26 protein-coding genes and 1 pseudogene are annotated in these 21096 nt (G+C 60.2%); 11 read left to right on the top strand and 16 right to left on the bottom strand.

From position 1 onward, the window contains the following. Positions 1–3: 3 nt before the first annotated feature. The 4 genes and pseudogenes from HX805_RS16550 to HX805_RS16535 all read right to left on the bottom strand — a co-directional run bounded on the left by HX805_RS16550 (position 4) and on the right by HX805_RS16535 (position 1896). Positions 4–324: a hypothetical protein gene (locus tag HX805_RS16550; protein WP_177081463.1), complete on the bottom strand. Its 321-nt coding sequence runs from the start codon at positions 322–324 to the stop codon at positions 4–6. Between the two features lie 66 nt (positions 325–390). Then, positions 391–504, bottom strand: a pseudogene (locus tag HX805_RS32395) (general stress protein); the annotation flags it as partial. Positions 505–671: 167 nt separating this feature from the next. Further along, entirely contained in the window at positions 672–1148 is a 477-nt protein-coding gene (locus HX805_RS16540; RefSeq protein ID WP_177081464.1) for a hemerythrin domain-containing protein, read from the bottom strand. A 190-nt stretch (positions 1149–1338) separates the two neighbouring features. After that, positions 1339–1896 (bottom strand): ATP-dependent Clp protease proteolytic subunit, encoded by a 558-nt coding sequence (locus tag HX805_RS16535; protein ID WP_102368860.1) that lies wholly within the window; start codon positions 1894–1896, stop codon positions 1339–1341. Positions 1897–2052: 156 nt separating this feature from the next. On the opposite strand from HX805_RS16535, the gene HX805_RS16530 reads away from it, so the two are divergent. Beyond that, on the top strand, positions 2053–2274 hold the full coding sequence (locus tag HX805_RS16530) for a PLD nuclease N-terminal domain-containing protein (RefSeq protein ID WP_003207401.1): 222 nt from the start codon (positions 2053–2055) through the stop codon (positions 2272–2274). A gap of 54 nt (positions 2275–2328) precedes the next feature. Here the strand turns inward: HX805_RS16530 and HX805_RS16525 are convergent, their stop codons facing one another. Both HX805_RS16525 and HX805_RS16520 read right to left on the bottom strand, forming a co-directional pair. After that, positions 2329–2889 carry a type 1 glutamine amidotransferase domain-containing protein gene (locus tag HX805_RS16525; protein ID WP_003207402.1) on the bottom strand — a complete coding sequence of 187 codons (561 nt, stop codon included), beginning with the start codon at positions 2887–2889 and terminating at the stop codon, positions 2329–2331. Positions 2890–2918: 29 nt separating this feature from the next. Next, entirely contained in the window at positions 2919–3422 is a 504-nt protein-coding gene (locus HX805_RS16520; protein ID WP_177081465.1) for a DUF4142 domain-containing protein, read from the bottom strand. Between the two features lie 196 nt (positions 3423–3618). Here HX805_RS16520 and HX805_RS16515 point away from each other — a divergent pair, with 196 nt between their 5' ends. Genes HX805_RS16515 through HX805_RS16505 form a run of 3 tightly spaced genes read left to right on the top strand, consistent with a single transcriptional unit; the run spans position 3619 to position 5048 of the window. Beyond that, positions 3619–3843 carry a hypothetical protein gene (locus HX805_RS16515; protein ID WP_003207405.1) on the top strand — a complete coding sequence of 75 codons (225 nt, stop codon included), beginning with the start codon at positions 3619–3621 and terminating at the stop codon, positions 3841–3843. A gap of 15 nt (positions 3844–3858) precedes the next feature. Beyond that, complete coding sequence (locus tag HX805_RS16510; protein WP_003207407.1) at positions 3859–4290, top strand: hypothetical protein; 432 nt, start codon at positions 3859–3861, stop codon at positions 4288–4290. Next, complete coding sequence (locus tag HX805_RS16505) at positions 4290–5048, top strand: DUF72 domain-containing protein (protein ID WP_177117108.1); 759 nt, start codon at positions 4290–4292, stop codon at positions 5046–5048. Before HX805_RS16510 ends, HX805_RS16505 begins: the two co-directional genes overlap by 1 nt. Here HX805_RS16505 and HX805_RS16500 read toward each other — a convergent pair. From HX805_RS16500 to HX805_RS16490, 3 genes are all read right to left on the bottom strand, one after another. Next, on the bottom strand, positions 5006–5794 hold the full coding sequence (locus tag HX805_RS16500; protein WP_003207411.1) for a DeoR/GlpR family DNA-binding transcription regulator: 789 nt from the start codon (positions 5792–5794) through the stop codon (positions 5006–5008). The genes HX805_RS16505 and HX805_RS16500 overlap by 43 nt on opposite strands. A 398-nt stretch (positions 5795–6192) precedes the next feature. Then, positions 6193–7134: an alpha/beta hydrolase gene (locus HX805_RS16495; RefSeq protein WP_003207412.1), complete on the bottom strand. Its 942-nt coding sequence runs from the start codon at positions 7132–7134 to the stop codon at positions 6193–6195. A gap of 74 nt (positions 7135–7208) precedes the next feature. Further along, the gene (locus HX805_RS16490) at positions 7209–8120 is read right to left on the bottom strand and encodes a LysR family transcriptional regulator (protein WP_177117107.1); all 912 of its coding nucleotides are present in this window, start codon (positions 8118–8120) and stop codon (positions 7209–7211) included. A gap of 131 nt (positions 8121–8251) precedes the next feature. On the opposite strand from HX805_RS16490, the gene HX805_RS16485 reads away from it, so the two are divergent. Further along, positions 8252–9097, top strand: a complete 846-nt coding sequence (locus tag HX805_RS16485; RefSeq protein WP_177117106.1) for an SDR family NAD(P)-dependent oxidoreductase — start codon at positions 8252–8254, stop codon at positions 9095–9097. Between the two features lie 3 nt (positions 9098–9100). Here HX805_RS16485 and HX805_RS16480 read toward each other — a convergent pair whose 3' ends face one another. Further along, positions 9101–9856, bottom strand: coding sequence for a DeoR/GlpR family DNA-binding transcription regulator (locus tag HX805_RS16480; protein ID WP_087692407.1), 756 nt, complete (start codon positions 9854–9856; stop codon positions 9101–9103). 82 nt (positions 9857–9938) lie between these two features. Between HX805_RS16480 and nudK the strand changes: the two genes are divergently transcribed. Further along, positions 9939–10526, top strand: a complete 588-nt coding sequence (gene nudK, locus HX805_RS16475) for a GDP-mannose pyrophosphatase NudK (protein WP_087692406.1) — start codon at positions 9939–9941, stop codon at positions 10524–10526. Next, positions 10526–11728, top strand: a complete 1203-nt coding sequence (locus HX805_RS16470; protein WP_218167365.1) for a lipase family protein — start codon at positions 10526–10528, stop codon at positions 11726–11728. Before nudK ends, HX805_RS16470 begins: the two co-directional genes overlap by 1 nt. A 356-nt stretch (positions 11729–12084) precedes the next feature. Here the strand turns inward: HX805_RS16470 and HX805_RS16465 are convergent, their stop codons facing one another. Continuing rightward, positions 12085–12525, bottom strand: a complete 441-nt coding sequence (locus HX805_RS16465) for a hotdog fold domain-containing protein (RefSeq protein ID WP_008435232.1) — start codon at positions 12523–12525, stop codon at positions 12085–12087. 145 nt (positions 12526–12670) lie between these two features. Between HX805_RS16465 and HX805_RS16460 the strand changes: the two genes are divergently transcribed. Further along, the gene (locus HX805_RS16460; protein WP_032899370.1) at positions 12671–13288 is read left to right on the top strand and encodes a TetR/AcrR family transcriptional regulator; all 618 of its coding nucleotides are present in this window, start codon (positions 12671–12673) and stop codon (positions 13286–13288) included. 13 nt (positions 13289–13301) lie between these two features. Here HX805_RS16460 and HX805_RS16455 read toward each other — a convergent pair whose 3' ends face one another. Continuing rightward, the gene (locus HX805_RS16455) at positions 13302–13751 is read right to left on the bottom strand and encodes an Rrf2 family transcriptional regulator (RefSeq protein ID WP_008435227.1); all 450 of its coding nucleotides are present in this window, start codon (positions 13749–13751) and stop codon (positions 13302–13304) included. A 144-nt stretch (positions 13752–13895) separates the two neighbouring features. Here HX805_RS16455 and HX805_RS16450 point away from each other — a divergent pair, with 144 nt between their 5' ends. Continuing rightward, positions 13896–14783 carry an NAD(P)/FAD-dependent oxidoreductase gene (locus tag HX805_RS16450; protein WP_177117105.1) on the top strand — a complete coding sequence of 296 codons (888 nt, stop codon included), beginning with the start codon at positions 13896–13898 and terminating at the stop codon, positions 14781–14783. Positions 14784–14785: 2 nt separating this feature from the next. Here HX805_RS16450 and gudD read toward each other — a convergent pair whose 3' ends face one another. Further along, entirely contained in the window at positions 14786–16135 is a 1350-nt protein-coding gene (gudD, locus tag HX805_RS16445) for a glucarate dehydratase (protein WP_177117104.1), read from the bottom strand. 10 nt (positions 16136–16145) lie between these two features. Continuing rightward, positions 16146–17495: an MFS transporter gene (locus HX805_RS16440; protein WP_008435222.1), complete on the bottom strand. Its 1350-nt coding sequence runs from the start codon at positions 17493–17495 to the stop codon at positions 16146–16148. 287 nt (positions 17496–17782) lie between these two features. On the opposite strand from HX805_RS16440, the gene HX805_RS16435 reads away from it, so the two are divergent. After that, entirely contained in the window at positions 17783–18493 is a 711-nt protein-coding gene (locus HX805_RS16435) for a FadR/GntR family transcriptional regulator (RefSeq protein ID WP_008435219.1), read from the top strand. A 6-nt stretch (positions 18494–18499) separates the two neighbouring features. Here the strand turns inward: HX805_RS16435 and HX805_RS16430 are convergent, their stop codons facing one another. Then, the gene (locus tag HX805_RS16430) at positions 18500–19342 is read right to left on the bottom strand and encodes an alpha/beta fold hydrolase (RefSeq protein ID WP_003207440.1); all 843 of its coding nucleotides are present in this window, start codon (positions 19340–19342) and stop codon (positions 18500–18502) included. A 288-nt stretch (positions 19343–19630) separates the two neighbouring features. Here HX805_RS16430 and HX805_RS16425 point away from each other — a divergent pair, with 288 nt between their 5' ends. Further along, the gene (locus HX805_RS16425) at positions 19631–20218 is read left to right on the top strand and encodes a LysE family translocator (protein ID WP_177117103.1); all 588 of its coding nucleotides are present in this window, start codon (positions 19631–19633) and stop codon (positions 20216–20218) included. Position 20219: 1 nt separating this feature from the next. Here the strand turns inward: HX805_RS16425 and HX805_RS16420 are convergent, their stop codons facing one another. Continuing rightward, positions 20220–21044, bottom strand: coding sequence for an AraC family transcriptional regulator (locus tag HX805_RS16420; RefSeq protein ID WP_003207444.1), 825 nt, complete (start codon positions 21042–21044; stop codon positions 20220–20222). Between the last annotated feature and the right edge of the window lie 52 nt (positions 21045–21096).

Raw genomic sequence — 21096 nt, 5'->3', positions numbered from 1 at the left:
CGGTCAACTGCCCGATTCTGGCACGGCCTTTTTGCCGGTCTTGGTACCGGGATGCTGGGTCGAGGTGCCTTTATGGCGCGTGCTCTTCACGGTTTTAGACGGTGCAGGTGCTTTCGTTTCAGCGTCCTTGTTGCCACTGCTGTCAGCCCCGGACGGGCTGCTGGGATAGGTGCCGGGCGGCAGTGCCGAGCCAGGAGCGCTGTTGCCGCTCAGGGCGGACGCCTCGGGGGCGGTGTTGTCGCCGAAGGCTGCGTAGGCGGGGGCATACAGAACGAGCGCCAGGCTGGCGACAAGTACGATCCTTTGGGAAATGCTGGTCTTCATGACTCAATCCCTCTTGGCGATGGGGACCGAAGCCCGGAGCACATCCAGGCTTCGGCGACGCCTCAATCAAGACTTCCTGGAGCCTGGGGCGTGGCTATGAGCCCCGCCTTTTTTGCCCGCTTCAGAAGCCTTCTCGCGGTCATTGGCGAAGTTGCCGCCTGAACCCTGGCCGCCGCTTTTACGGTTTGTGTCTTTCTGGTCTTTGTGACCAGCACCTGGGGTAGTTTTTCCACTATTAGCCATTTTGAAAACCCTCAATGATGAGCGAATCAATGGTGTTGCCTAATTGGGAATCCTCCAGCCAATTCAAAGTTTGAAATAGTTTCCAGGCATGCGACGAATGGACATCAAGCCGCCATTGGCTTCGCGCCGGGTGCTTTCTTGTGCGCGGCTTTCATCGCTTCCATCTCCGCGCCCAGCTCTTCCAGCAAGGCCTTGCCCAACAGCTTCCTGGCCTGTGGGAACATCTCGCTTTCCTCTTCCTCGATATGGTGCTCCAACAGTTCCTTGACGACTTTCACCCGGCCGGAAAACTCGGTGGCGGAGGGCGAAGTCTGCTTCAGGTCCGGAAGGACGAGGGAGTCGACAGTGCGATGTTCTTCCTTGGCCTCGTGGTACATGATTTCCTGATCCTTGCCCCCAGCCTTGCGAAAAGCCGGATAGAGGATTTCTTCCTCAAGGCGGGTGTGAAGGCTGATTTCCATTTCCAGTTTCGCCAGTAGCTCGGTGCGCTTTTTGACGCCGCGTTCAGTAGACTCACTCAGCTGGTTCAGGATGGCTTTGACGCGTTCGTGGTCGGCCTTGAGAAGATCAATGGCATTCATGGGTGACACCTCACGGGTAGCGAAAGGGCGGGTCGAATTGCCCGCCTGTGCAGACCTCTACAGCATGAGTTGTACCAAGTTGAACAAAATATTTATCTGCTTATAAAACAATAGATTATGTGTGATAAAAAGCGACTCTGGTCGTGCAGGTTGCACGGTTGAGTGGTGGCTTGCATGCATTAAACCATGCCTAGCCGCCGCTGACTTTCCAGTGCTTGATGTCGTCGGCAAACACGATCTGCTCGACCTCATGGGCAATCCCGTAGGCCAGTGACTCGTGGGCGGCGATGACTTTTTCCTCGGCCGAGAGGCACTTGAAAATATCCAGGTGGGTTTCGGCGCTGGCGGTTTCCAGTTCGTAGATTTTCACGTAGCGCGCCAGGTCGTTGTCCAGGCTCGACAGGTATTCCCGCAGGCGCTGGTGGTCTACCGAGTTCTGGTTGAAGTACCAGTTCATCGGATGGATCAGGAAGCGCGAGTGTGGCGTGGTGATCCGGCGGTTTGCCGCCAGGAACATGATGATGCCCATGGACTCGATGTTGCCTGCATTGATCGCACACAGCGGCACCGGCAGGGACTTGAGGAAGGTGTAGAGGGTAAAGCCGAAATTGGTGCTGCCACCGGTGGTCGACAGGTTCAACAGCAACGAACTGGCGCCTTGCTCGATGGCGTCCAGGCAGCAATCCCGAAAGCGCTCGGTGGTGCCCTGATCGATCTGGCAGTGAAAGTGGATGATGTGCTCGGTCATCCCGGGCCTCCGAGGGGGAAAAGGTAGTGTCCATTTGAGTCTAGAAGGTTACGGCCCGTGTGCCGCAACCGTTGGGCGAGAGCCATCCGTTGCAATTTTAATGAACCCTCGGGCGCGTTGCTTGACCTAACGCATACGACCTCAGGAGGATGAATCATGCAAATCGAATATGTCTGGATTGGCTTGGCGGTGATTCTGGTGCTGCTGGAACTGTGGGCGATCAACAGCGTTCTGCGCAGTGGCAGTGGCTGGGAGACCAAGGGGTTATGGCTGGTGGTACTGATCTTCATGCCGCTGTTGGGGCTGATCCTCTGGGCGCTGTTTGGACCCAAGGGTGTGAACCGGGCGACACATGCCACTGAGCATGGCAAAGGCTAAGACAGAATCGAATAAAAACAGGCGCCCGAGGGCGCCTGTTTGCATTGGCGGGCGTCAAGCCGCCAGTGTCTTGGCAATGGCCTCATTGAACGCCGGCAAGTCGTCGGGCGTGCGCGAGGTAATCAGAGTCCAGCCATTGGCCGGGCATTCCTTCACCTGCGTATCCACCCAGTTTGCTGCGCCGGCATTGACCAGGTCAGTGCGCACGCTTTTGTAGGAGGTGAGGGTCTTGCCGCCGATCACGCCGGCATCAATCAGGGCCCAAGGGCCATGGCAGATGGCGGCTACGGTTTTCCCGGCCTTGACGAAGTCATTGATCAGCCGCAGTGCATCGGCGTCCTGGCGCAGGGTGTCGGCATTGACGGTGCCCCCGGGGATGACCAGTGCATCGAAATCACTGCCGTGCAGGTCCGAGAGCTTGGCGTCGGACTCTACCGTCCTGTCTTTCTCGGTGTCCTTGAGAAAGGTCTGGGTGCTGCCACCTTTGCTGGAACCGTGGGTCACCGTGGCGCCGAAACCACGCAGGGCTTCCAGCGGCTTGAGCAACTCGTCGCGCTCGATACCGGTGTTGGAGGTGATGATCAGAATCTTCTTGCCGTGCAGTTGCGAACTCATGGTCGAGTGTCTCCTGAGTGGGTCAATGATTAATTGGCGTGCTGGGACTGCAACTCCTTGGCCATCTTCAGATGGGTTTCGAGAGTCGGCAGGGTCTTCTCGGCAAAAGCCTTCAGTTCGGCGTTATCCGAGGAGGCGGCTTCTTTTTTGAACAGGGCCACGGTGTCTTCGTGGGCCTTTACCTGGTTGTCGGCGTAAGCCTTGTCAAAGGACTCTTCACGGATTTCCAGGATCATTTTCTTGGCCTTGTCGGTGAGGCTGGCATCGTCGGGCACCTTGATGTCGAGCTTCGTCGCCAAGACCGTCAGCTCCTGGTTGGCCTTGGTGTGGTCGGTGATCATGTGCTGGGCAAACGCCTTGATATCAGCGGCACCGCTCTTTTCCAGCGCCAGTTTGCCGGCTTCTACTTCGGTGATGCCGCCCTGGGCTGCGGCGTCAACGAAGTCATTGGAAGTGGCGGCCATGGCCACACCCATCGAGCCCGCGGCCAGCGCGAAGGTCAGTCCCATTTGTTTCATCAGCAAGTGCTTCATGATGCTTCTCCTGAAGAGTGGCGCGATGCCGTTACCTGACTGTTGAGGGGGGGCAGCGCAAAAGGTTTAAATTAATTTGCCCCATTTTTCGGCGCGTACACCCGAGGCAATTTCCTTGAACTATCGAAAAGCCTTGGGCTCTGCTGCATAACGGCTCCGCGCTGGAGCCTGACCTTTGAACCGCAGGAGAATCTCCATGGGCACTGAAAAAACCGCCGACAAAACCCCTGATGCGATCAGCTCTGAACAGGCGCAGAAAGGTCGCCAGGCTGCCGACCAGGACAGCTCTTTACAGCGTCCCAATCCCAAGACAGAAACCATCGATAAGGTGATCACGCCGACGTCCATCAAGGACACACAACGGCAAACCGAGCAGATCAACGAGCAAGCCGCCAAGGCCGAGCGCAAGCTGGGTCAGTGAAGAACGGAGGCAGTCATGGGTCGATCCATCAGCGCCGGGGAACTGGGTATTGAGCTCAAGCCCGGTGATGACAACGCACTGTTCAAGTGGTTTGTCGCCAGCTTCCTGATGGGCAAGCGCATTCAGGCGCAGATCGCGGCGCAGGCCTATCAGGTGATTGTGGTGAAGCATGGCCGGGACACTCCGCGCAAACTGCAACACTGCACCTCTCGCGAACTGGTGGCCATGCTCGGTGAGGCGCATTACGTGCGTTACGACGAAAGCACCGCGCAACGCCTGCTCGACCTCAGCAGCAAGTTGAATGCGGAGTACGCGGGCAGGATCAGCCATATCCACGATGCCAGTGCCGACCGTGGGGAGTTTGAAAAACGCTTGAATGCGTTCGAGGGCGTCGGGCCGAAGACGGTGGAGATTTTCATGAGGGATGCGGCGTCGGTGTTGTTCTGATGCCGATTTTTCTCGGTTGTGCAGGTTGGAGCCTGCCTCGTGAGCAATGGCCACGGTTTCCCCGGCAGGGCACTCATCTGCGACGTTATGCCGCGTGCTTGAATGCGGTTGAAATCAACAGCTCCTTCTACCGCCCCCATCGCCCGCAGACCTACGCACGATGGGCGCAGTCAGTGCCGTCGGGCTTTGGTTTTTCGGTCAAGGTGCCACGGCACATCACCCATGAATTACGTCTGCGTGACTGCGATACGGCATTGGATGAGTTCCTTGCACAGTGCCTGCAATTGGGCGACCGCCTGGGCTGCCTGCTGGTGCAATTACCGCCTTCTTTAAGCTACGACCCGATCATTGCCGGCGGCTTTTTCACAGCCTTGCGTCAACGCTTCCCTGGCCCTGTGGTGCTGGAGCCGCGACACGCCAGTTGGGCGCAGGCCGGCGGGCTTTTGCAGGATTACCAGATAGGACGGGTCGCCGCCGACCCGCCGGTGATCGCTGATGGGGATGTACCGAAAGGTTGGCAAGGCGTGCGTTATTGGCGCCTGCATGGTTCGCCGCGTATCTATCACAGCGCTTACGAAACCGAGCGTTTGTGCGCGCTGGCCGAGGTATTGAGAGCCTCCCTGGAGGAGGGCATTCCGACCTGGTGTATTTTCGATAATACGGCCAGCGGTCATGCGCTGGTCGATGCGCTTGCCCTTCAAGCGATGCTTGCCCCTCAGGCATCCACTTGCATCACCTCCAGCCCCAGGCATTCATAAGCCTCGACGCTGCCCGGCGGCACGTGCCACTCGGTAATCAGGGTATGAATGCGGCTGCACGGTGCCACTACGAATGGCTCCACGGCGCCCAGTTTGTCGGCCAGGGTGACGGCCACCACGTGGGAGGCGCTGTCGAGCATAGCCTGTTTTACCGCCACTTCCTCGAAGTGCAACGAGCTGATGCCGACCTGTGGATGCAGTGCGCACACACCCGTGAACAGCAGGTCGGCCTTGATGCCCTGGATCAGCCGCAATGCTTCATGCCCGCTGGCGGCCATGGTCACCGGGTTGAGTTGGCCACCGGCAAGGATCACCGTCACATTGGGATGTTCGGACAACGCGATGGCAATCATCGGTGAGTGCGTGACGGCGGTCAGCTTGATGGAATGCGGTAGTGACTGGGCGATTTGCAGGGTGGTGGTACCGGAGTCGAACAGCACGATCTGGCCGTCCTCCACGCGATCGGCGGCGAGTTGCGCCAGGTGGCGTTTGGTCGCGGTGGTTTCGCCAAACCGGGTGAAGAAATCCTTGCCGGTGTCCTTGGGCCGTGGCAGCGCACCTCCATGCACGCGTTGCAGCAGACCGGCGGAGGCGAGTTCGCCAAGGTCGCGGCGAATGGTGTCCTGGGAAACGGCGAAATGCTCCACCAACTCCGAGGCAGTGACTTTACCGTCGCGCTCCAGCAGCAACAGGATTTTCTGTTTGCGCAGGGAGGGCAGGTCGATGGCAGCATGGGTGTTATGCATGTTTTTGCTCGTTGATGCGTGTTTATGCGAGATTAATCAGCATTAGGCGCAAACGCAATGGGTTGGGCTGTCGGTGATGCCCTGCCGAGTGAGCTGAGCACCATGGAAAAACCACACCCGGTCCGGTACCGAACCCCATGTTTCGATTCGCGAGGTGATGCAGGAGATTTTGCTGCCGCGAAGCTTTCCAACAGGGCATTACTGAGCAAAAAAATCGTAAAAAAGTAAAAAGAGTTGTCCACGAAAACCGTGGGTATCTCTGTGGATAACTTCGCTTGAGCCCGGCGGGTATGGCGATTTAACCTGCGGTTAATATTTGATCAGTCACTGTTTATGGCCAGTATGGGCAGGCTTTGCGCCTTGACAGGCACCGGCGAAACCGGTGCCGAAATGCAGATTTACGAGTCGTTTGGGCGCCCGGTGGAGGGCCCGGCAACCTGAGTGGCGCGCTTCGATTGCATCAGGCTGTCCAACGCCTGGCGATAACTGCTGCCGGCCAGTCGCATGCTGTCGTTATGAGTGGCACCGGGTACCAGCAACAGGTGTTTCGGCTGTTGGGCGGCGTCAAACAGTTGCTGGCTGAAGCGCGGTGGCACGAAGGCATCGGCGAGCCCGTGAACCACCAGCAGCGGCATGTGGATATCAGCGATCTTGTCAATGGAATCGAACTTCTGCGACAGCAGCCAGCGCACCGGCAATGACGTATTGGCTACTGCTGTGGCCACATCTGCCAGGGAGGTAAAGGTGGACTCGATGACCAGTCCGCGCACTGGCGGCGGCACCTGATTGTTCGCTGCCTGCTTGCCCAGTTCCACCGCGAGGTCGATGGCCACCGCGCCACCCAGGGAGTGCCCGTAGATGAGGCGCTTGGCAGGATCGGGTTGCAGCACCTGGAAGCGTTCCCAGGCAATGCGCGCGTCTTCGTACACGCTGGTTTCCGACGGCAGGTCGCCTCGACTCTGGCCGAAGCCGCGGTAGTCGATGGCCAGTACGGAAAAGCCCAGGGCCCGCAGCTGTTCGATGCGAAACAGTTGGCCAGTGAGGTTCCAGCGCACGCCGTGCAGGTAGAGAATTGCCGGCGCGTCCTTCTGTGCCGCTGGCCACCACCAGCCATGAATATTCTGCCCTGCCTTGAAACTCGCGGGTTTCAGGTCGAATTCCTGCACATCACGCGGCAACCCGCTGTACCAGCTGGCAGTGCCTGGCTCCACGCGAAACAGCAACTCGCGTTCCTTGTGTTGCAGCACGGCGCAACCCACGGGCAGGCCGATGATCAGGGCGGCCATGCACAGCAGGGGAAACCAGCGCAGGCCGAGACGGGACAGAAAACGTGAAGACATGAAGGTTCCAGGACACAGGCGAAGCACGGGTTTTAACAGATGCCCTGGCCGCGCAGGAAATATTCAGACGGTCGTCACCGGACATTGCTTGCAAAGTATTGCATCGCCTCATCCAGCACAGAAAAGAAGTGACCGGCCAAGGGGGAAGAATTGCTGGTGTTCCAGTTGAGGTAGAGCCCGATGCTGGAGGACGCGGCGGTGAGGGGCACAAACGCCACCTTGTCACGGGGCATCGAACGGGCAATGGACTGCGGCACCAGCGCCACACCAAACCCGCACGCCACCAGGCCAATCAGGGTGGGTAATTGATCGGCTTCCTGGACCACCCTTGGAGAGAAGCCCGCAGCCTCGCATAAAGCGATCAACTGGTGGTGATAGCCACTGCCCAATGCCTGGGGCGTGAACACAAAATCGGCGCCGGCAAAGTCCTTCAGCTCGATAGCGGCGTCATCCGCATTCGGATGGTCTGCGGGCAGCGCCAGCAGGATCGGTTCATCCAGCAGCAGCCGGGATTCGATGTTATCTGCCTGGCCTGGCAGGTAGCGCAAAAAAGCGATATCGGTATCACCACTCAACAAGGCCTTGGCCTGGTTGGCAGAGGGCATGTCCTTGATCACCAACTGAACCCTGGGGAACGCCAGGCGAAACTGCCTGAGGGTATCCAGCAACCACGGATAGCCGGTGATCGACACCGAGGTGATGGTGAGCGTGCCGGCGGTTCCCTGGGACACCTGCCGGGCTTGCTCAATGCCTTGCTGCAATTGCCCGAGGACGGTGTAGGCCGTCTGAAGAAACGCCGCCCCGGCTGGCAGCAGCTTCACGCCACGACGGTCACGCTGCAGCAGGGCAAACCCCAACTTTGCCTCCAGGCGATTGATCGCCTGGCTCAACGCTGGCTGCGCCATATGCAGGCGCTCTGCGGCCTGGTGAAAGTGCAGCGCTTCGGCAACGGCAACGAACTGGCGCAACAGGCGGGTTTCGATCATCTGGGCTGTTCCTTCAGGTAGATGGCGGTGTGGGGCTTGATACGGCGCAGGTATCAATATCGCTGTTTTTCAGTATTAAACAGGACGGCCACGGGTTGTTAGGGTGGAGTGCCTATCAGGAGAACGCGACGATGGACTTTACAGGTAAAACCGCAATCGTGACCGGTGCCGCCCGTGGCTTGGGGTTCAGCTATGCGCGCGAGTTGGCGCGACTCGGCGCGCAGGTGGTAATCAGTGATATCGGTGCCGACACCCTCGGCGATGGGGCTGATCCCCAGGTGGTACAGGCGGCCGCGCTGGCGCTGCAGGGTGAAGGCCTGCGGGTGGTTGGCCACGCGGGTGACCTGTCCGGCGAAGCGGGGTGTCGAGCGCTGATCGAGTGCGCCATCACGCATTTCGGGCAGCTCGATATCCTGATCCACAATGCTGGCTGGGTCGGCTATCAGCCCATCGAGGCCGCCGACGAGGCTTTCATCCGGCGGGCCATGGACGTCAATGTCTATGCACCGATCTGGCTGTGCAAACACGCGTGGCAGCACCTCACGCGATCTGCCGCACCCCGCATTGTGCTGACCACCTCCGACCGTGCGATGTATACGCGCTACGTCCAGCCGGGCCTGGCGGCCTACAGCGCGGGGAAGATGGCGCAACTGGGGATCATGAATGCCTTGAGCGGGGAAGGGGCGGAGGCCGGGATCCTGGTCAATGCCATCTCACCCGTGGCCAAGACCCGCATGTGGGGCGTGACCGGCGAGCCGCACAACCTCAAGCCGGAATGGGTCACGCCTGGGGTGATCTTCCTGGCTTCGGCAGCGTGCCAGGACAGCGGCTATATCCTGCGTGCCAGCAACGGCCAGTTCACCGCCACGCGGTTCGCGGAAAATCCGGGGGTCGAGTATCCGGTTGACCTGGCGCGGGTCAACGCCTCGGACGCTGCGCAAGTCGCCGCGTCATGGCAATCCATCAAGGACTGTTGACGGTCACGCCAGGTAAAGCGTCAGGCCCTGAGCTTCGTAGGGTTGCAGCAGGGCACGCGGCGTACTGGCCAATGCGACGATCGCGCTGACGTGTGTCAGCTCCACCACTTGGTAGGGCGACGCGGTGTTGAGCTTTTCCGAGGTGGCCAGCACGATGGTTTCTGCGGCCGCGTGACACAACGCGCGCTTGACCACTGCCTCTTCATAATCGCCGGTAGACAGGCCGGCATTCGGGTGCACGCTGCACACCCCCATGAAATACAGGTCGGCATTGACCCGGCCGATGGCCTCCAGCGTGGCCGCCCCCACCCCCACCAGTGAGTGGCGAAACAGCCGCCCGCCGAGCATGATCACTTCAATCTGCGGATGATCCACCAGGGCCATGGCAATCGACGGGCTGTGGGTGACCACGGTGGCATTCAGTTCCGCCGGCAAGTGATGGGCCAGTTGCAGGCACGTGGTACCGCCATCGATAAACACCACCTGGCCGGGCTGCACAAGTTGCGCAGCCGTCCGGCCAATGGCGATTTTTTCCTCGGGTACCAAGTGTTCCCGTACCGAAAAATCAGCCATGGCGGGGGATGCCGGCAAGGCGCCGCCGTGCACCCGCAGCAGCAAACCTTCCTTGGCCATTTCCCGCAGGTCACGCCGTATCGTGTCCTCGGAAACCTCCAGTGCCTGGCTCAACTCCTTGGCAATCAGCCGGCCGTCGCGGTGCAGCGTATCCAGCAGGTGTTGTTTACGTTGTTGGGTCAGCATCGGAAGCTTCCTGCACGTTTTTTCTTGACTGTGCACGATTTTGCACGACATGCTGAATAACACAAGACAAAAAGGTCCTGCCATGGAAAACAGTCCCGTCCGCATCCACGCCGAAGAACTGCTCTCGGATAATTGGTATGTGCTGAAAAAGTACACCTTTGACCTGCGCCGCCGCGACGGCAGTTGGCAGTCCCAGACCCGCGAGATCTATGACCGGGGCAATGGCGCGACGATCCTGCTGTACAACCGCGAGCGGCGCACGGTGTTGCTGATTCGCCAGTTCCGCATGCCTACCTACGTTAACGGCTACCACGGTTACCTGATCGAGTCTGCCGCCGGCCTGCTGGACAACGCCAGCCCCGAGGAACGCATTCGCCTGGAGGCGGAAGAAGAGACGGGCTACCGTGTGGGTCATGTAGAAAAGATCTATTCGGCCTTCATGAGCCCGGGCTCGGTGACCGAGCGCATTCACTTTTTCATCGGCGAATATCAGCCTGGCGACCGGGTCAGTGATGGCGGCGGGCTGGAGGATGAAGGTGAGGATATCGAAGTGCTGGAGTTGGGATTCGAGGAGGCCCTGGCCATGGTGGACAGTGCCGAGATCGTCGACGGCAAGACCATCATGTTGTTGCAGTACCTTGAATTGCGGATGTTGAAAGAGGGCTGGTGATGTCGCGTCGGTTATCGCTTGCGCTGGCGGTGTTGCTGGCGGGATACAGTGGTGTGAGCGCTGCGCAAACACCCGTCGGTGATGGTGGTGTTCCCGCGTTCTATACCTGGGCGGACAAGGTGCCCGCGTCACCCGGGCGGATGCTGCGCAGCGAGCCGTTGACCGAAAAGCAAAGCCTGGCCGAGGCGGGGCAGAATATTCGCATCCTGTACACGTCCACCGACGGTCTCGATACCCATAAACGGATTGTCGTTTCCGGTGCGCTGTTCCTGCCCAAGGGCACACCGCCGCCGGGTGGCTGGCCGCTGATGGCGTGGGCCCACGGCACGGTGGGGAGTGCCGATATCTGCGCGCCGTCGTTCGCCGGTCGCAGCCCTCGGGATACGCGCTATCTCAATTATTGGCTGGCTCAGGGCTACGCGATTGTCGCTACCGATTACCAGGGGCTTGGGACGCCTGGCCTGCATCCGTATGGGCTGACCAGCCCGCTGGCCTATGGGGTGCTCGACAGCATTCGCGCGGTAGGGGCGGGTGGTTTCGAACTCTCCAAACGTGTGGTGGTGTTCGGGCAGTCACAGGGTGGCCGTGCTGCGTTTGCCACGGCGGTCTATGCGAAAGACTATGCGCCCGAGTTGGATATCGTGGGGGTGGTGGCGACCGGTACGCCTTACGCGGCCACCCATAAAACGGGAGACAGTGCCGAGTTGGAAAAGGCCCGCAGTTCGGTGGTGCCGACCTTTGCCTATAACTTGCTGCGGCTGAGTACTGTCACGTTGTTTGATCCTGGGTTTGTGGCTGCGGATTACTTGAGCGAGCGTGCATTGCCTGCGTTTGAGAGCAGCCGGCGGGATTGTTTGCATGCCATTGAGCAGCGGGTGATGGCTGATGGGCTCAGCTTCAATGACAGTTTCAAGCGGTCGCCGAAAGAGGCGCTCGACAAGGTTTATCGTGAGTCGGCGTATCCGACGTTGAAGACGGATATTCCGGTTTTTGTCGGTACGGGGGGGCGGGATCAGGATGTGTTTGTGCCTGGGCAAAAGGCGCTGGTCAGGGATGCGTGCAAGGTCGGGGACCGGATTGAATGGCATTTTTATCCTGAGCTGGATCACTCCGCTACGGTCAATGGTTCGCTCGTGGACTCGACGCCGTTTGTGCGTAAGGCGTTTGCGGGGGAGGTGATTGGTGGGAATTGTGGGGGGTAGTTTTTTGGGGGGGTATATCCGTTATTCAGGTAACGGCGACTTATGGTTTCGCTCTTACAGCGAGTCACTTTGCAAAAGCCGGAATGCCGGCCCAGCCCAAAGTAAGTAAAGGGAGCTGCCTCCGCCGCTTTATGTGAGAGCGGGCTTGCTCGCGAAAAACCTGAGAGCGCCACGTTGAATCAGGATACCCAGGTCATCGTTAACGACCTTCGCGAGCAAGCCCGCTCCCACATTTGGACCGTGTCCGCCTTTGATTTTGCGGTTGCTTCACCCCACTCAAGTCGGCTGGTAGGCCGCTGTGAGAGCGCAACCCGATAGCGGCCATAACCGCAGCAACGGATATGCCCCCAACCCCATCACCCCAATTTCACATTCATGATAATCCGCGCGGTAAACACCAATTTCCCCTCCGCATCCAGCATCTCCACCGGCACCACCTTGTCACCCGCCGTTTGCCAGTCGATACCTTCGCCATTGGCCGTCGCCGTCACGCTGCTCTTGGCCTTGGCCAGATACTCCACCGTCATCCCCTTGGGAATCCACCGCGCACCCGCCGGCACGGAAACGTCCGTCATGGTACCCGCCGCCAACTCCGCAGCGTTGCACATGGCAATGGCGTGCACCGTTCCCAGGTGGTTGGTGATGGCCTTGCTGAACGGCACTTCCACCGAGGCAAACCCCGGACGCAACTGGGTCATCAACGGATTGATGGTGCTGAAGTAGGGCGCCATCTGGCACGCCAGTTTGCTGAACGCTTCGGGGCCAACGCTGTTGAACATGCTCAGGGCCTGACTCATGGTGCTGCCTCGCTGATTAAATGAATTTTACGGAATATTGTTCCGTTACAGAATAATGTTCTGTAGCGGAACAGTATTCTGCCCATGGGAAATCTGTCAAGCTGCCCGGGCTTGTTCTTCTTCACTGACTGAGTTCCTGTTCAGCATGCAAACCCCGGATCTGCTTCAGCGTTGCTTCCCTGGCCGAAGGGCCGAATTGAAGCGCGATATCTTCAAGGCAGCCCTGGACCTGTTCAACGAGCAGGGCCTTGAAGCCACCACCATCGAGATGATCCGCGCGCGCTGCGATACCAGCGTCGGCGCCATTTATCATCACTTCGGCAACAAGGAAGGCCTGGTCGCCGCGCTGTTTTTTACCGCGCTGGAGGATCAGGCCGAATTGCGTGGGCGCTATCTTGAATCGGCCAAAACGGCGAAGGAGGGGGTGTACGCACTGGTCCACAGCTATGTCGATTGGGTGGACAGCGAACCGCAGTGGGCGCGCTTCCAGTACCACGCGCATTTCGCGGTGACCAAGGGCCCGTTCGCCGCTGAACTGGAAAGCCGCAACCAGGCGCGCAACGCGTTGCTGAAGGAATGGATGGTGCTGCCTGGACGGGGTGATCAGCTCAGCCAGGTGCCCGCCGAACTCTTGCCATCACTGATCATCGGCCAGGCCGACAGCTACTGCCGTGCCTGGCTGGCCGGGCGCTCGGCCAGCAGCCCTCGGGTGTACCGGGAAACCCTGGCCGAGGCAGCGTGGCGCTCGGTAGGCGGCGCTTAGGGCGTCGCGTGCATCACGCACAGGGTGCGGGCGTTATCGCCACCCGATAGCGCTCGTCAAAATCATCCGCCAACTGTGCCAGCGTCACCTCTCCCAAACGCTGCAGCAGCAACGCCTGGGCATCGTCAAACGCCTGGTTCAGCGCCGCATTGACGGCCTGTTCCACCAGGCATTGCGGATGATCGGTGGACAGGCCGACGGCAAAGATCGACGACGTGCCAAGGGCATTGTGGATGTCCAGCAGGGTGATTTCACTCAGCGGCTTGCCCAGCATCCAGCCGCCCTGATGGCCTTTTTCCGAACGCACATAACCTTTCTCCTTGAGCAGGCCCAGGGTGCGGCGTACCACCACCGCGTTGGTACCAAGCATCTGCGCGATGGTCTCCGAGGTGGCGCGTTCCTCGTGGCGGCCCATGTGGATCAGCACATGGAGCATGCGCGAAAGCCGGGTGTCGTTTCTCATCTGCAAGCCTCTGGAGTTCCTGCCCGAAAGTATCGTTCGTAACGATTGGAGTTGCGAGACGCTTGACGAGGTATTTTTATGTAACTTATGGTGTGTCGTGAGTGCCCGGCAACCGATGCAAGGGCCACCAGAGAGGTCATCTTCATGGTTTACGACGTGATTATCGTGGGCGGCAGCTACGCCGGAATGTCTGCCGGGCTGCAACTGGCGCGGGCTCGGCGCAAGGTGCTGGTGATTGACGCCGGGCAGCGGCGCAACCGGTTTGCGGCCACGTCCCACGGTTTCCTCAGCCAGGATGGCCAGCCGCCGGAGCTGATCGCTGCCGAAGGGCGAGGGCAGTTGATGGAATATCCGACGGTGACCTGGGTGCAGGACACCGCCGTTGAAGCGATTCGAAACCAGGATGGCTTCGTGGTGCAAACCCGTTGCAAGGGTGAGTTCAACGCTAAACGCTTGATTCTCGCTACCGGCGTGGTGGATGAGTTACCCGAGGTCGAGGGGTTGAAGGAGCGCTGGGGCAAGCATGTGTTCCATTGCCCGTATTGCCACGGCTATGAACTGGATCAAGGCCGCATCGGCGTGCTGGCGACGTCGCCACTGGCCATGCATCACGCGATGCTGCTGCCGGACTGGGGCACCACCACGCTCTTTACCAACGGCGCATTTGTGCCGGATGCCGAGCAGCAGGCGCAACTGGATCGGCGCGGGGTCAGCGTCGAAAGCTCGGCGGTGCGGCGGATTGTCGGTGAGCGGGCGGATGTGGAATTGGCAGACGGGCGGATGATCGCGCTGGACGGTATTTTCACCCTGTCCCGTACGCGCATGGCCAGCCCATTGGCCGAGCAGTTGGGCTGTGAGTTTGTCGAAGGGCCGACCGGGCCCTACCTGCTGACCAACGAGACGCGCCAGACCACCGTGCCCGGTGTGTTTGCCTGCGGCGATGCCAACCTGGCCGGCGGCTCGGTGGCGCTGGCGGTCGGCGAGGGTGTGCGCGCCGGGGTGGGCGCGCACTTTTCGATGATCTTCAACTGAGGTCAGCGCACCAGGCACGGCCGCTTGTTATCGAACGTCCAGCCCGGAATCATGAACTGCATCGCCACGCTGTCATTGCGCGCACCCAGGCCCATGCCTTTGTACAGTTCATGGGCGTGGGCCACGGCGTCCATGTCGATGTCCACGCCCAGGCCCGGTTTGGCCGGCACCTTGATGTGGCCGTCGACAATCTTCAGTGGAGCCTTGGTCAACCGCTGGCCGTCCTGCCAGATCCAGTGGGTGTCGATGGCCGTGATTTCCCCCGGCGCGGCGGCGGCCACCTGGGTGAACATCGCCAGGGAAATGTCGAAGTGATTATTGGAGTGCGAGCCCCAGGTCAGGCCCCATTCGTGGCACATCTGCGCCACGCGCACTGAGCCCTGCATGGTCCAGAAGTGCGGGTCGGCCAGGGGAATATCCACGGACTGCAACTGGATCGCATGCCCCATTTCCCGCCAGTCGGTGGCGATCATGTTGGTGGCGGTGGGCAGCCCGGTGGCACGGCGGAATTCGGCCATGACTTCGCGCCCGGAGTAACCGTTTTCCGCGCCGCAAGGGTCTTCGGCATAGGCCAGCACATGATGCTGGTCGCGGCACAGGGCGATGGCTTCTTTCAGTGACCAGGCGCCGTTGGGGTCCAGGGTAATGCGCGCATCGAGGAAGCGTTCGGCCAGTGCAGTCACCGCCTCGATTTCGTCGCCGCCGCGCAGTACGCCGCCTTTGAGCTTGAAGTCATTGAAGCCGTATTGCGCCTTGGCCGCCTCTGCCAGACGCACGATGGCTTCGGGCGTCATGGCCTGTTCATGACGCAGGCGGAACCAGTCTTCGGCATCGTCTTCACTGCGATAGGCCAGGTCGGTTTGCTGGCGATCACCGATGTAGAACAGGTAGCCGAGCATCTTCACCGCGTCGCGCTGCTGGCCTTCGCCGAGAAGGGCCGCCACCGGGACTTCGAGAAATTGGCCGAGCAAATCCAGGAGTGCCGCTTCCATCGCCGTGACGGCATGGATGGTGATGCGCAGGTCAAACGTCTGCAAACCCCGGCCCGCCGAATCCCGCGCGGCGAAGGTCTGGCGCATGGCATTGAGGATGCTCTGGTACTGGCCGATGGGCTTACCGATCACCAGGCTGCGGGCGTCTTCCAGGGTCTCGCGGATGCGTTCGCCGCCGGGTACCTCACCGACGCCGGTACGGCCGGCGCTGTCGGTAAGGATCACGATGTTGCGCGTGAAAAACGGCCCGTGGGCACCGCTGAGGTTGAGCAGCATGCTGTCGTGACCGGCCACCGGGATGACTTGCAGGCCGGTCACGACCGGGGCGCTGTTGGCGTGGTGCTGGTGTTCTGTGTTCATCGTGTAGTCCTTATTTGCTCAAGACGGGTGCGGGTTGCAGCACGCTGCTGGTGGTCGGGCCGGGCAGTGTCCTGGCGAAAAACACCAGGATGGCCGCAAGGATCGAAGTGCCCGCCAGGCCATACAAACCGCCCTGGATCGAGCCGGTGGTCTGTTCCAGGAAACCAAAGGTGGTGGGCGCGACAAACCCGCCGAGGTTGCCGATGGAGTTGATCAATGCGATCACCGCTGCGGCGATGCGTGCATCCAGGTAACCCTGGGGAATCGGCCAGAACAGCGAGGACGCCGACTTGAAGCCGATCGCCGCGAAGCAGATGGCGATAAAGGCAAAGATCGGCCCGCCGGTAGTGGAGAGGAACATGCCCACGGCGGCGATCAACAGTGCCGCAGCGACCCAGGCTTGCTGGAACTTGAATTTGCCCGCCAGTGCCGCGAAGGCGTACATCGCGATGATCGAGATCAACCACGGGATGGAGTTGTAGAAACCCACCTGGATGTCGCTCAGGTCGCCCATCTTTTTAATGATGCTCGGCAACCAGAAAGTGGCGGCATAGATCGTCAGTTGGATGCAGAAATACAGGGCGCAGAACAGCATGATCTGACGGTCCTTGAGCAGCTTGCCCAGGGTCGGCTTGACCGTGGTCGCGGCGTCACGCTCGCGCTGTTCGCGGTCGATCTCGCCCACCAGCGCATCCTTTTCTTCAAGGCTGAGCCACTTGGCGTCGTGGGGCTTGGAGTCCAGCCAGAACCACACGAAAAAGCACAGCAGCACCGACGCCATGCCTTCGATGATGTACATCCACTGCCAGCCATGCAGGCCCAGCCCGGTGATTTGCAGCAGCACGCCGGACAAGGGGCCGGAGATCAGCGAGGCGAGGGCCGAGCCGCTGAGGAAGATTGCAATCGCCTTGCCGCGTTCGACGCCGGGCAACCAGCGAGTGAAGTAGTAGATCACCCCGGGAAAGAAGCCCGCTTCGGCCACGCCCAGCAGAAAGCGCAGGATGTAGAAGTGGGTTTCGTTCTGGATGAAGGCCATCAATGTGGCGGTGATGCCCCAGGTGAACATGATGCGAGTCAGCCAGATGCGCGCGCCGACTTTTTGCAGGAGCATGTTGGACGGCACTTCGAACAGCGCGTAGCCGATGAAAAACAACCCGGCACCGAAGCCGTAGGCGGCCGCACCAATGCCCAGGTCGTGCTCCATATGGGTACGCACAAAGCCGATGTTGACGCGGTCGATGTAGTTGACGATGAACATGATCACGAACAGTGGGAGCACATGGCTCTTCACCTTCTTGATCGCGCGGGCCAGGACCGGGTCGGTGGCAGGCGCAGCTGTCGCAGGGCTGGAAGGGGTCACGGGTCAAACTCCCACTGATTATTGTTGTGCGGGGACGTATTTGGGTTGTCAGAGATGTCTGACAACTTGATAGACATCATACAACTGCATTTTCAGAGATGGCAACCCTTTGTAGGAGCGAGCTTGCTCGCGAAAATCGTCAACGATTACGAGGTTTTGTGCAATGTTTGCGCTGCGACGGGTTTTTCCGCGAGCAGGCTCGCTCCTACAGGAATTTGTTTGTTGTCATACAAGTAAGGGCTTGCAAGAATGCTAGTATTGCCAGGCGCCCCTGAACGGAATTCCTGATGCAAAACCCCAGCTCGGCACCTCATCGCAAGCGCTCCCCGGGCCTTGCCCACGACATCGTCACCGCGTTGACCCAGCAGATTCTCCTGGGACAGATGGCGCCGGGTGAGAAGCTGCCATCCGAGTCCGCTATCGTGGGCGAGTACGGCGTCAGTCGCACGGTGGTGCGCGAAGCGCTTTCCAAATTGCAGGCCGCCGGGCTGGTGGAAACCCGCCACGGTGTCGGCACCTTTGTGCTGGAGCGCGACGAGCGCCACGGCCTGCACCTGACCCACGACACCGCCGCCAGCGTGCGCGGCATTCTTGAACTGCGCATGGGCCTGGAAACCCAGGCAGCCGCCCTGGCAGCCTTGCGCCGTACCGATGAACAACTGCAGCAGATGCGCCAGGCACTGGATGATTACCAGGACTCGCTGGCCAACAACGACAGTGCCGTTGAGCCTGACGTGCGCTTCCATCGCCTGATCGCCCAGGCCACTGGCAATACCTATTTCACCGACGTGATTTATCACCTGGGCCACTCGGTAATCCCACGCACCCGGATCAATGCCGAGGAACGCGGCGACGCGGACCTGATGGAGCTGGGGCGCCTGGCGAACCTTGAGCACGAGGCGATCCTGAAAGCCATCCGCCGCCAGGACCCGGACGCGGCCCGGGCCGCCATGCTGTTGCACTTGAGCAACAGCCTGGAGCGGATGACAGGAGAGTAGGCGGGGCTATTTGCTGTCCAGGAAGTCCAGCAGCGCGGCATTGAACAGCGTCGGGTCCTGCAGGAATGCGAAGTGGCTGGTGTTCGGCAGAATCAGCAGGCCCGCTCCCGGAATGGTCGCCGCGATGTATTCGGTGTGTTCTCGCTTGATCGCCTCATCGTGGTCGCCGTCGACAATCAGGATCGGAGTCTTGATGGACGCCAGTTGCGCGTCGGTCCAGTTGGGTTGGCTGGCCCACATATGGCTGATCTGCTCGACGAAGGCGTCGTACTCTTTTGGCGTCGGCGAGTGCCTGGCGTACTCCTTGCCGGCGCGCTCGATGAAGGCGGCGAAGGTCGGGTTTTTCTCTACGCCATCCTTGACCCCGGAGGTCTGGGTGTTGGCGGCAAAGGCAAACACCTTGCCGATACGGTCGGGATGGCGCAGGGCAAGATCGATACCGATGATTGCGCCGTCGCTCCAGCCGACGATATCGGCGCGGGGGATTTTCAGGCTGTCGAGTACGGCGACCACATCATCGGCCATCAAGTCGTAACCGAAGGGGTTCTCGTCCCGGGAACTGCGCCCGTGGCCACGGCTGTCGAGGCTGATGACCGTGTGTTTGGCGGCCAGCGCCTTGACCTGGTTGCCCCAGTAATCGGAATTGGACAGGCCACCGTGCAGCAGGATGACCGGCGAACCATGCCCGGTCTTGGTGTAGTAGACCTTGATGCCATTGACGGCGGCATAGCCGGTCTTGGCCCCCGCAATCGGCGCCGGGGTGGGCGGAAGGGTTTCCCAGCGTTCCGCGGCCTGAACCCCGGAGAGGGACAGCAACAGGCAGGCAGCTGCCAATAAGCGACGTGACATGGCGATTCCTTTTTTGTGAGCAGGTTGAGGTCATCCGGCCAGATGTGCGCTCGACTCTAGCACCGTGCCTACCTTGGGAAACACGCATTTTTTCCTATCAAAAACGCCCTTTGGAAAGAGAAAAATACAGTTATATCAATGGAATAAATTTGTCTTTTGCAGCGGGTGGGCTAAGGGTTTCAACTGATGGTTTTTTCGGTCATTCCCGGCAGGGGCATTTTCTTCAATACCGTGATCCGTCTTCCCCTTAAGGTTCAGTCCGTACCCGCACAACAAAAAGGAACTGCAATGAGCTTGATCATTTCCATGGCCGCCTTCGCCCTGGCCACGTCCATCACCCCGGGACCGGTGAATGTGGTGGCCCTCAGTTCAGGCGCGCGCTTTGGGTTTGCCGCCAGCCAGAAGCATGTGGCCGGGGCCGCGCTGGGGTTCACCTTGCTGCTGGTGCTGATTGGCCTGGGGCTGCATGAGGTGCTGGTGCGCTGGCCGCTGCTGACGCAGTTGATTCAATGGGGCGGGGTGGCCTTCCTGTTGTACATGGCCTGGAAACTGGCCGTGGACAATGGGCGCCTGGACGCTGAAGGCACGGCCACGGCGCCCTCGATGCTCTACGGCGCGATCATGCAGTGGCTCAACCCCAAGGCCTGGTTGGCGTGTGTGGCGGGCATGGGATTGTTCGTGGCCGACGGCGATGCGCAGCAAGTCTGGCTGTTCGCGGTGCTCTATCTGGTGATTTGCTACCTGTCGGTGGCGTGCTGGGCCTATGCCGGCACATTTTTGCGGCGCTACCTGAATAATCCGCAGGGCGTGCGTCTGTTCAATCGCTCGATGGCGGCGTTGCTGGTGGCCAGCGTGGGATATTTACTGTTCGCCTGAATCAGCCGCGATATTGCCCGGGCGTTGCCGCCAGGTGCTGTTTGAACGTGCGCTGGAAATGCGCCTGATCAGAAAAGCCGGCCGCCAGTGCGACGTCGGCGATCAACTGGCCGCTGCGCAACTGGGTGCGGGCAAACTGAATACGGCGATTGACCAGGAATGCGTGGGGCGTCATGCCGTAATACTGCTTGAACGCACGAATCAGGTACGACGGCGACAGTTCAGCCGCCTGGCAAATGTCTTCGAGCTTCAGGGCCTCGGTGCAATGTTCGCGGATATAGTCGGCGGCCCGCTCCAGCTTGTGATTGACCTCGCGCACCGGGGTCTCCGACGGGTTGAGGCGTTGTTGCACCTCGGTGAAAAAACTCACCACCGCACTCTGCTTGTGCAGGTGTTCGGCGTGGTTGTCCACCAGCACCTCATACAGCTCGTTCAGCCCGCGGTACAGCGCGACATCCGTGGTGTGGGTGGCGGTGAACGGACGAAAGTCCTGGTCCTTGCTGAAACCCAGCTGATGCTGCAGGTCGGTCAGCCAGGCCGTATCGATATACAGCATGTGATAGGACCAGGGCAGATCATCAATGGGGTTGCAGGCGTGGACATCCCCGGGATTCATCAAGACCACGGTGCCGGTGCTGATCTTGAAGGTCGATGCCCCATGGATGTACAGGCTCTGCCCGGCCGTGATCGCGCCGATGGAAAAGTGCTCGTGGGCGTGGCGGGTGTAGCAGACCTTCCGCCCGTCGGCGATGGTGCGAGCCTCAATGAACGGCAGGCGTTCGTCGCGCCAGAAGGACGGGGCAGTCGGTTCGAGGGGCGATCGCATCACTACAAGTCTCACCGGGAAACAATGCAGTGAATGATTACACAGAAATAGG

Source organism: Pseudomonas sp. G5001, assembly GCF_013385475.1.
GTDB lineage: Bacteria > Pseudomonadota > Gammaproteobacteria > Pseudomonadales > Pseudomonadaceae > Aquipseudomonas.
This window is presented reverse-complemented; position numbering and strand designations above follow the sequence as displayed.

Coding starts and splice junctions, on each gene's coding strand:
- HX805_RS16505 (WP_177117108.1), top strand. CDS start 4,290: ATGCCGATTTTTCTCGGTTGTGCAGGTTGGAGCCTGCCTCGTGAGCAA.
- HX805_RS16420 (WP_003207444.1), bottom strand. CDS start 21,044: ATGCGATCGCCCCTCGAACCGACTGCCCCGTCCTTCTGGCGCGACGAA.
- HX805_RS16510 (WP_003207407.1), top strand. CDS start 3,859: ATGGGTCGATCCATCAGCGCCGGGGAACTGGGTATTGAGCTCAAGCCC.
- HX805_RS16470 (WP_218167365.1), top strand. CDS start 10,526: ATGTCGCGTCGGTTATCGCTTGCGCTGGCGGTGTTGCTGGCGGGATAC.
- nudK (WP_087692406.1), top strand. CDS start 9,939: ATGGAAAACAGTCCCGTCCGCATCCACGCCGAAGAACTGCTCTCGGAT.
- HX805_RS16425 (WP_177117103.1), top strand. CDS start 19,631: ATGAGCTTGATCATTTCCATGGCCGCCTTCGCCCTGGCCACGTCCATC.
- HX805_RS16495 (WP_003207412.1), bottom strand. CDS start 7,134: ATGTCTTCACGTTTTCTGTCCCGTCTCGGCCTGCGCTGGTTTCCCCTG.
- HX805_RS16535 (WP_102368860.1), bottom strand. CDS start 1,896: ATGACCGAGCACATCATCCACTTTCACTGCCAGATCGATCAGGGCACC.
- HX805_RS16485 (WP_177117106.1), top strand. CDS start 8,252: ATGGACTTTACAGGTAAAACCGCAATCGTGACCGGTGCCGCCCGTGGC.
- HX805_RS16520 (WP_177081465.1), bottom strand. CDS start 3,422: ATGAAGCACTTGCTGATGAAACAAATGGGACTGACCTTCGCGCTGGCC.
- HX805_RS16515 (WP_003207405.1), top strand. CDS start 3,619: ATGGGCACTGAAAAAACCGCCGACAAAACCCCTGATGCGATCAGCTCT.
- HX805_RS16460 (WP_032899370.1), top strand. CDS start 12,671: ATGCAAACCCCGGATCTGCTTCAGCGTTGCTTCCCTGGCCGAAGGGCC.
- HX805_RS16455 (WP_008435227.1), bottom strand. CDS start 13,751: ATGAGAAACGACACCCGGCTTTCGCGCATGCTCCATGTGCTGATCCAC.
- HX805_RS16450 (WP_177117105.1), top strand. CDS start 13,896: ATGGTTTACGACGTGATTATCGTGGGCGGCAGCTACGCCGGAATGTCT.
- HX805_RS16480 (WP_087692407.1), bottom strand. CDS start 9,856: ATGCTGACCCAACAACGTAAACAACACCTGCTGGATACGCTGCACCGC.
- HX805_RS16430 (WP_003207440.1), bottom strand. CDS start 19,342: ATGTCACGTCGCTTATTGGCAGCTGCCTGCCTGTTGCTGTCCCTCTCC.
- HX805_RS16490 (WP_177117107.1), bottom strand. CDS start 8,120: ATGATCGAAACCCGCCTGTTGCGCCAGTTCGTTGCCGTTGCCGAAGCG.
- HX805_RS16525 (WP_003207402.1), bottom strand. CDS start 2,889: ATGAGTTCGCAACTGCACGGCAAGAAGATTCTGATCATCACCTCCAAC.
- HX805_RS16435 (WP_008435219.1), top strand. CDS start 17,783: ATGCAAAACCCCAGCTCGGCACCTCATCGCAAGCGCTCCCCGGGCCTT.
- HX805_RS16465 (WP_008435232.1), bottom strand. CDS start 12,525: ATGAGTCAGGCCCTGAGCATGTTCAACAGCGTTGGCCCCGAAGCGTTC.
- HX805_RS16500 (WP_003207411.1), bottom strand. CDS start 5,794: ATGCATAACACCCATGCTGCCATCGACCTGCCCTCCCTGCGCAAACAG.
- gudD (WP_177117104.1), bottom strand. CDS start 16,135: ATGAACACAGAACACCAGCACCACGCCAACAGCGCCCCGGTCGTGACC.
- HX805_RS16550 (WP_177081463.1), bottom strand. CDS start 324: ATGAAGACCAGCATTTCCCAAAGGATCGTACTTGTCGCCAGCCTGGCG.
- HX805_RS16540 (WP_177081464.1), bottom strand. CDS start 1,148: ATGAATGCCATTGATCTTCTCAAGGCCGACCACGAACGCGTCAAAGCC.
- HX805_RS16530 (WP_003207401.1), top strand. CDS start 2,053: ATGCAAATCGAATATGTCTGGATTGGCTTGGCGGTGATTCTGGTGCTG.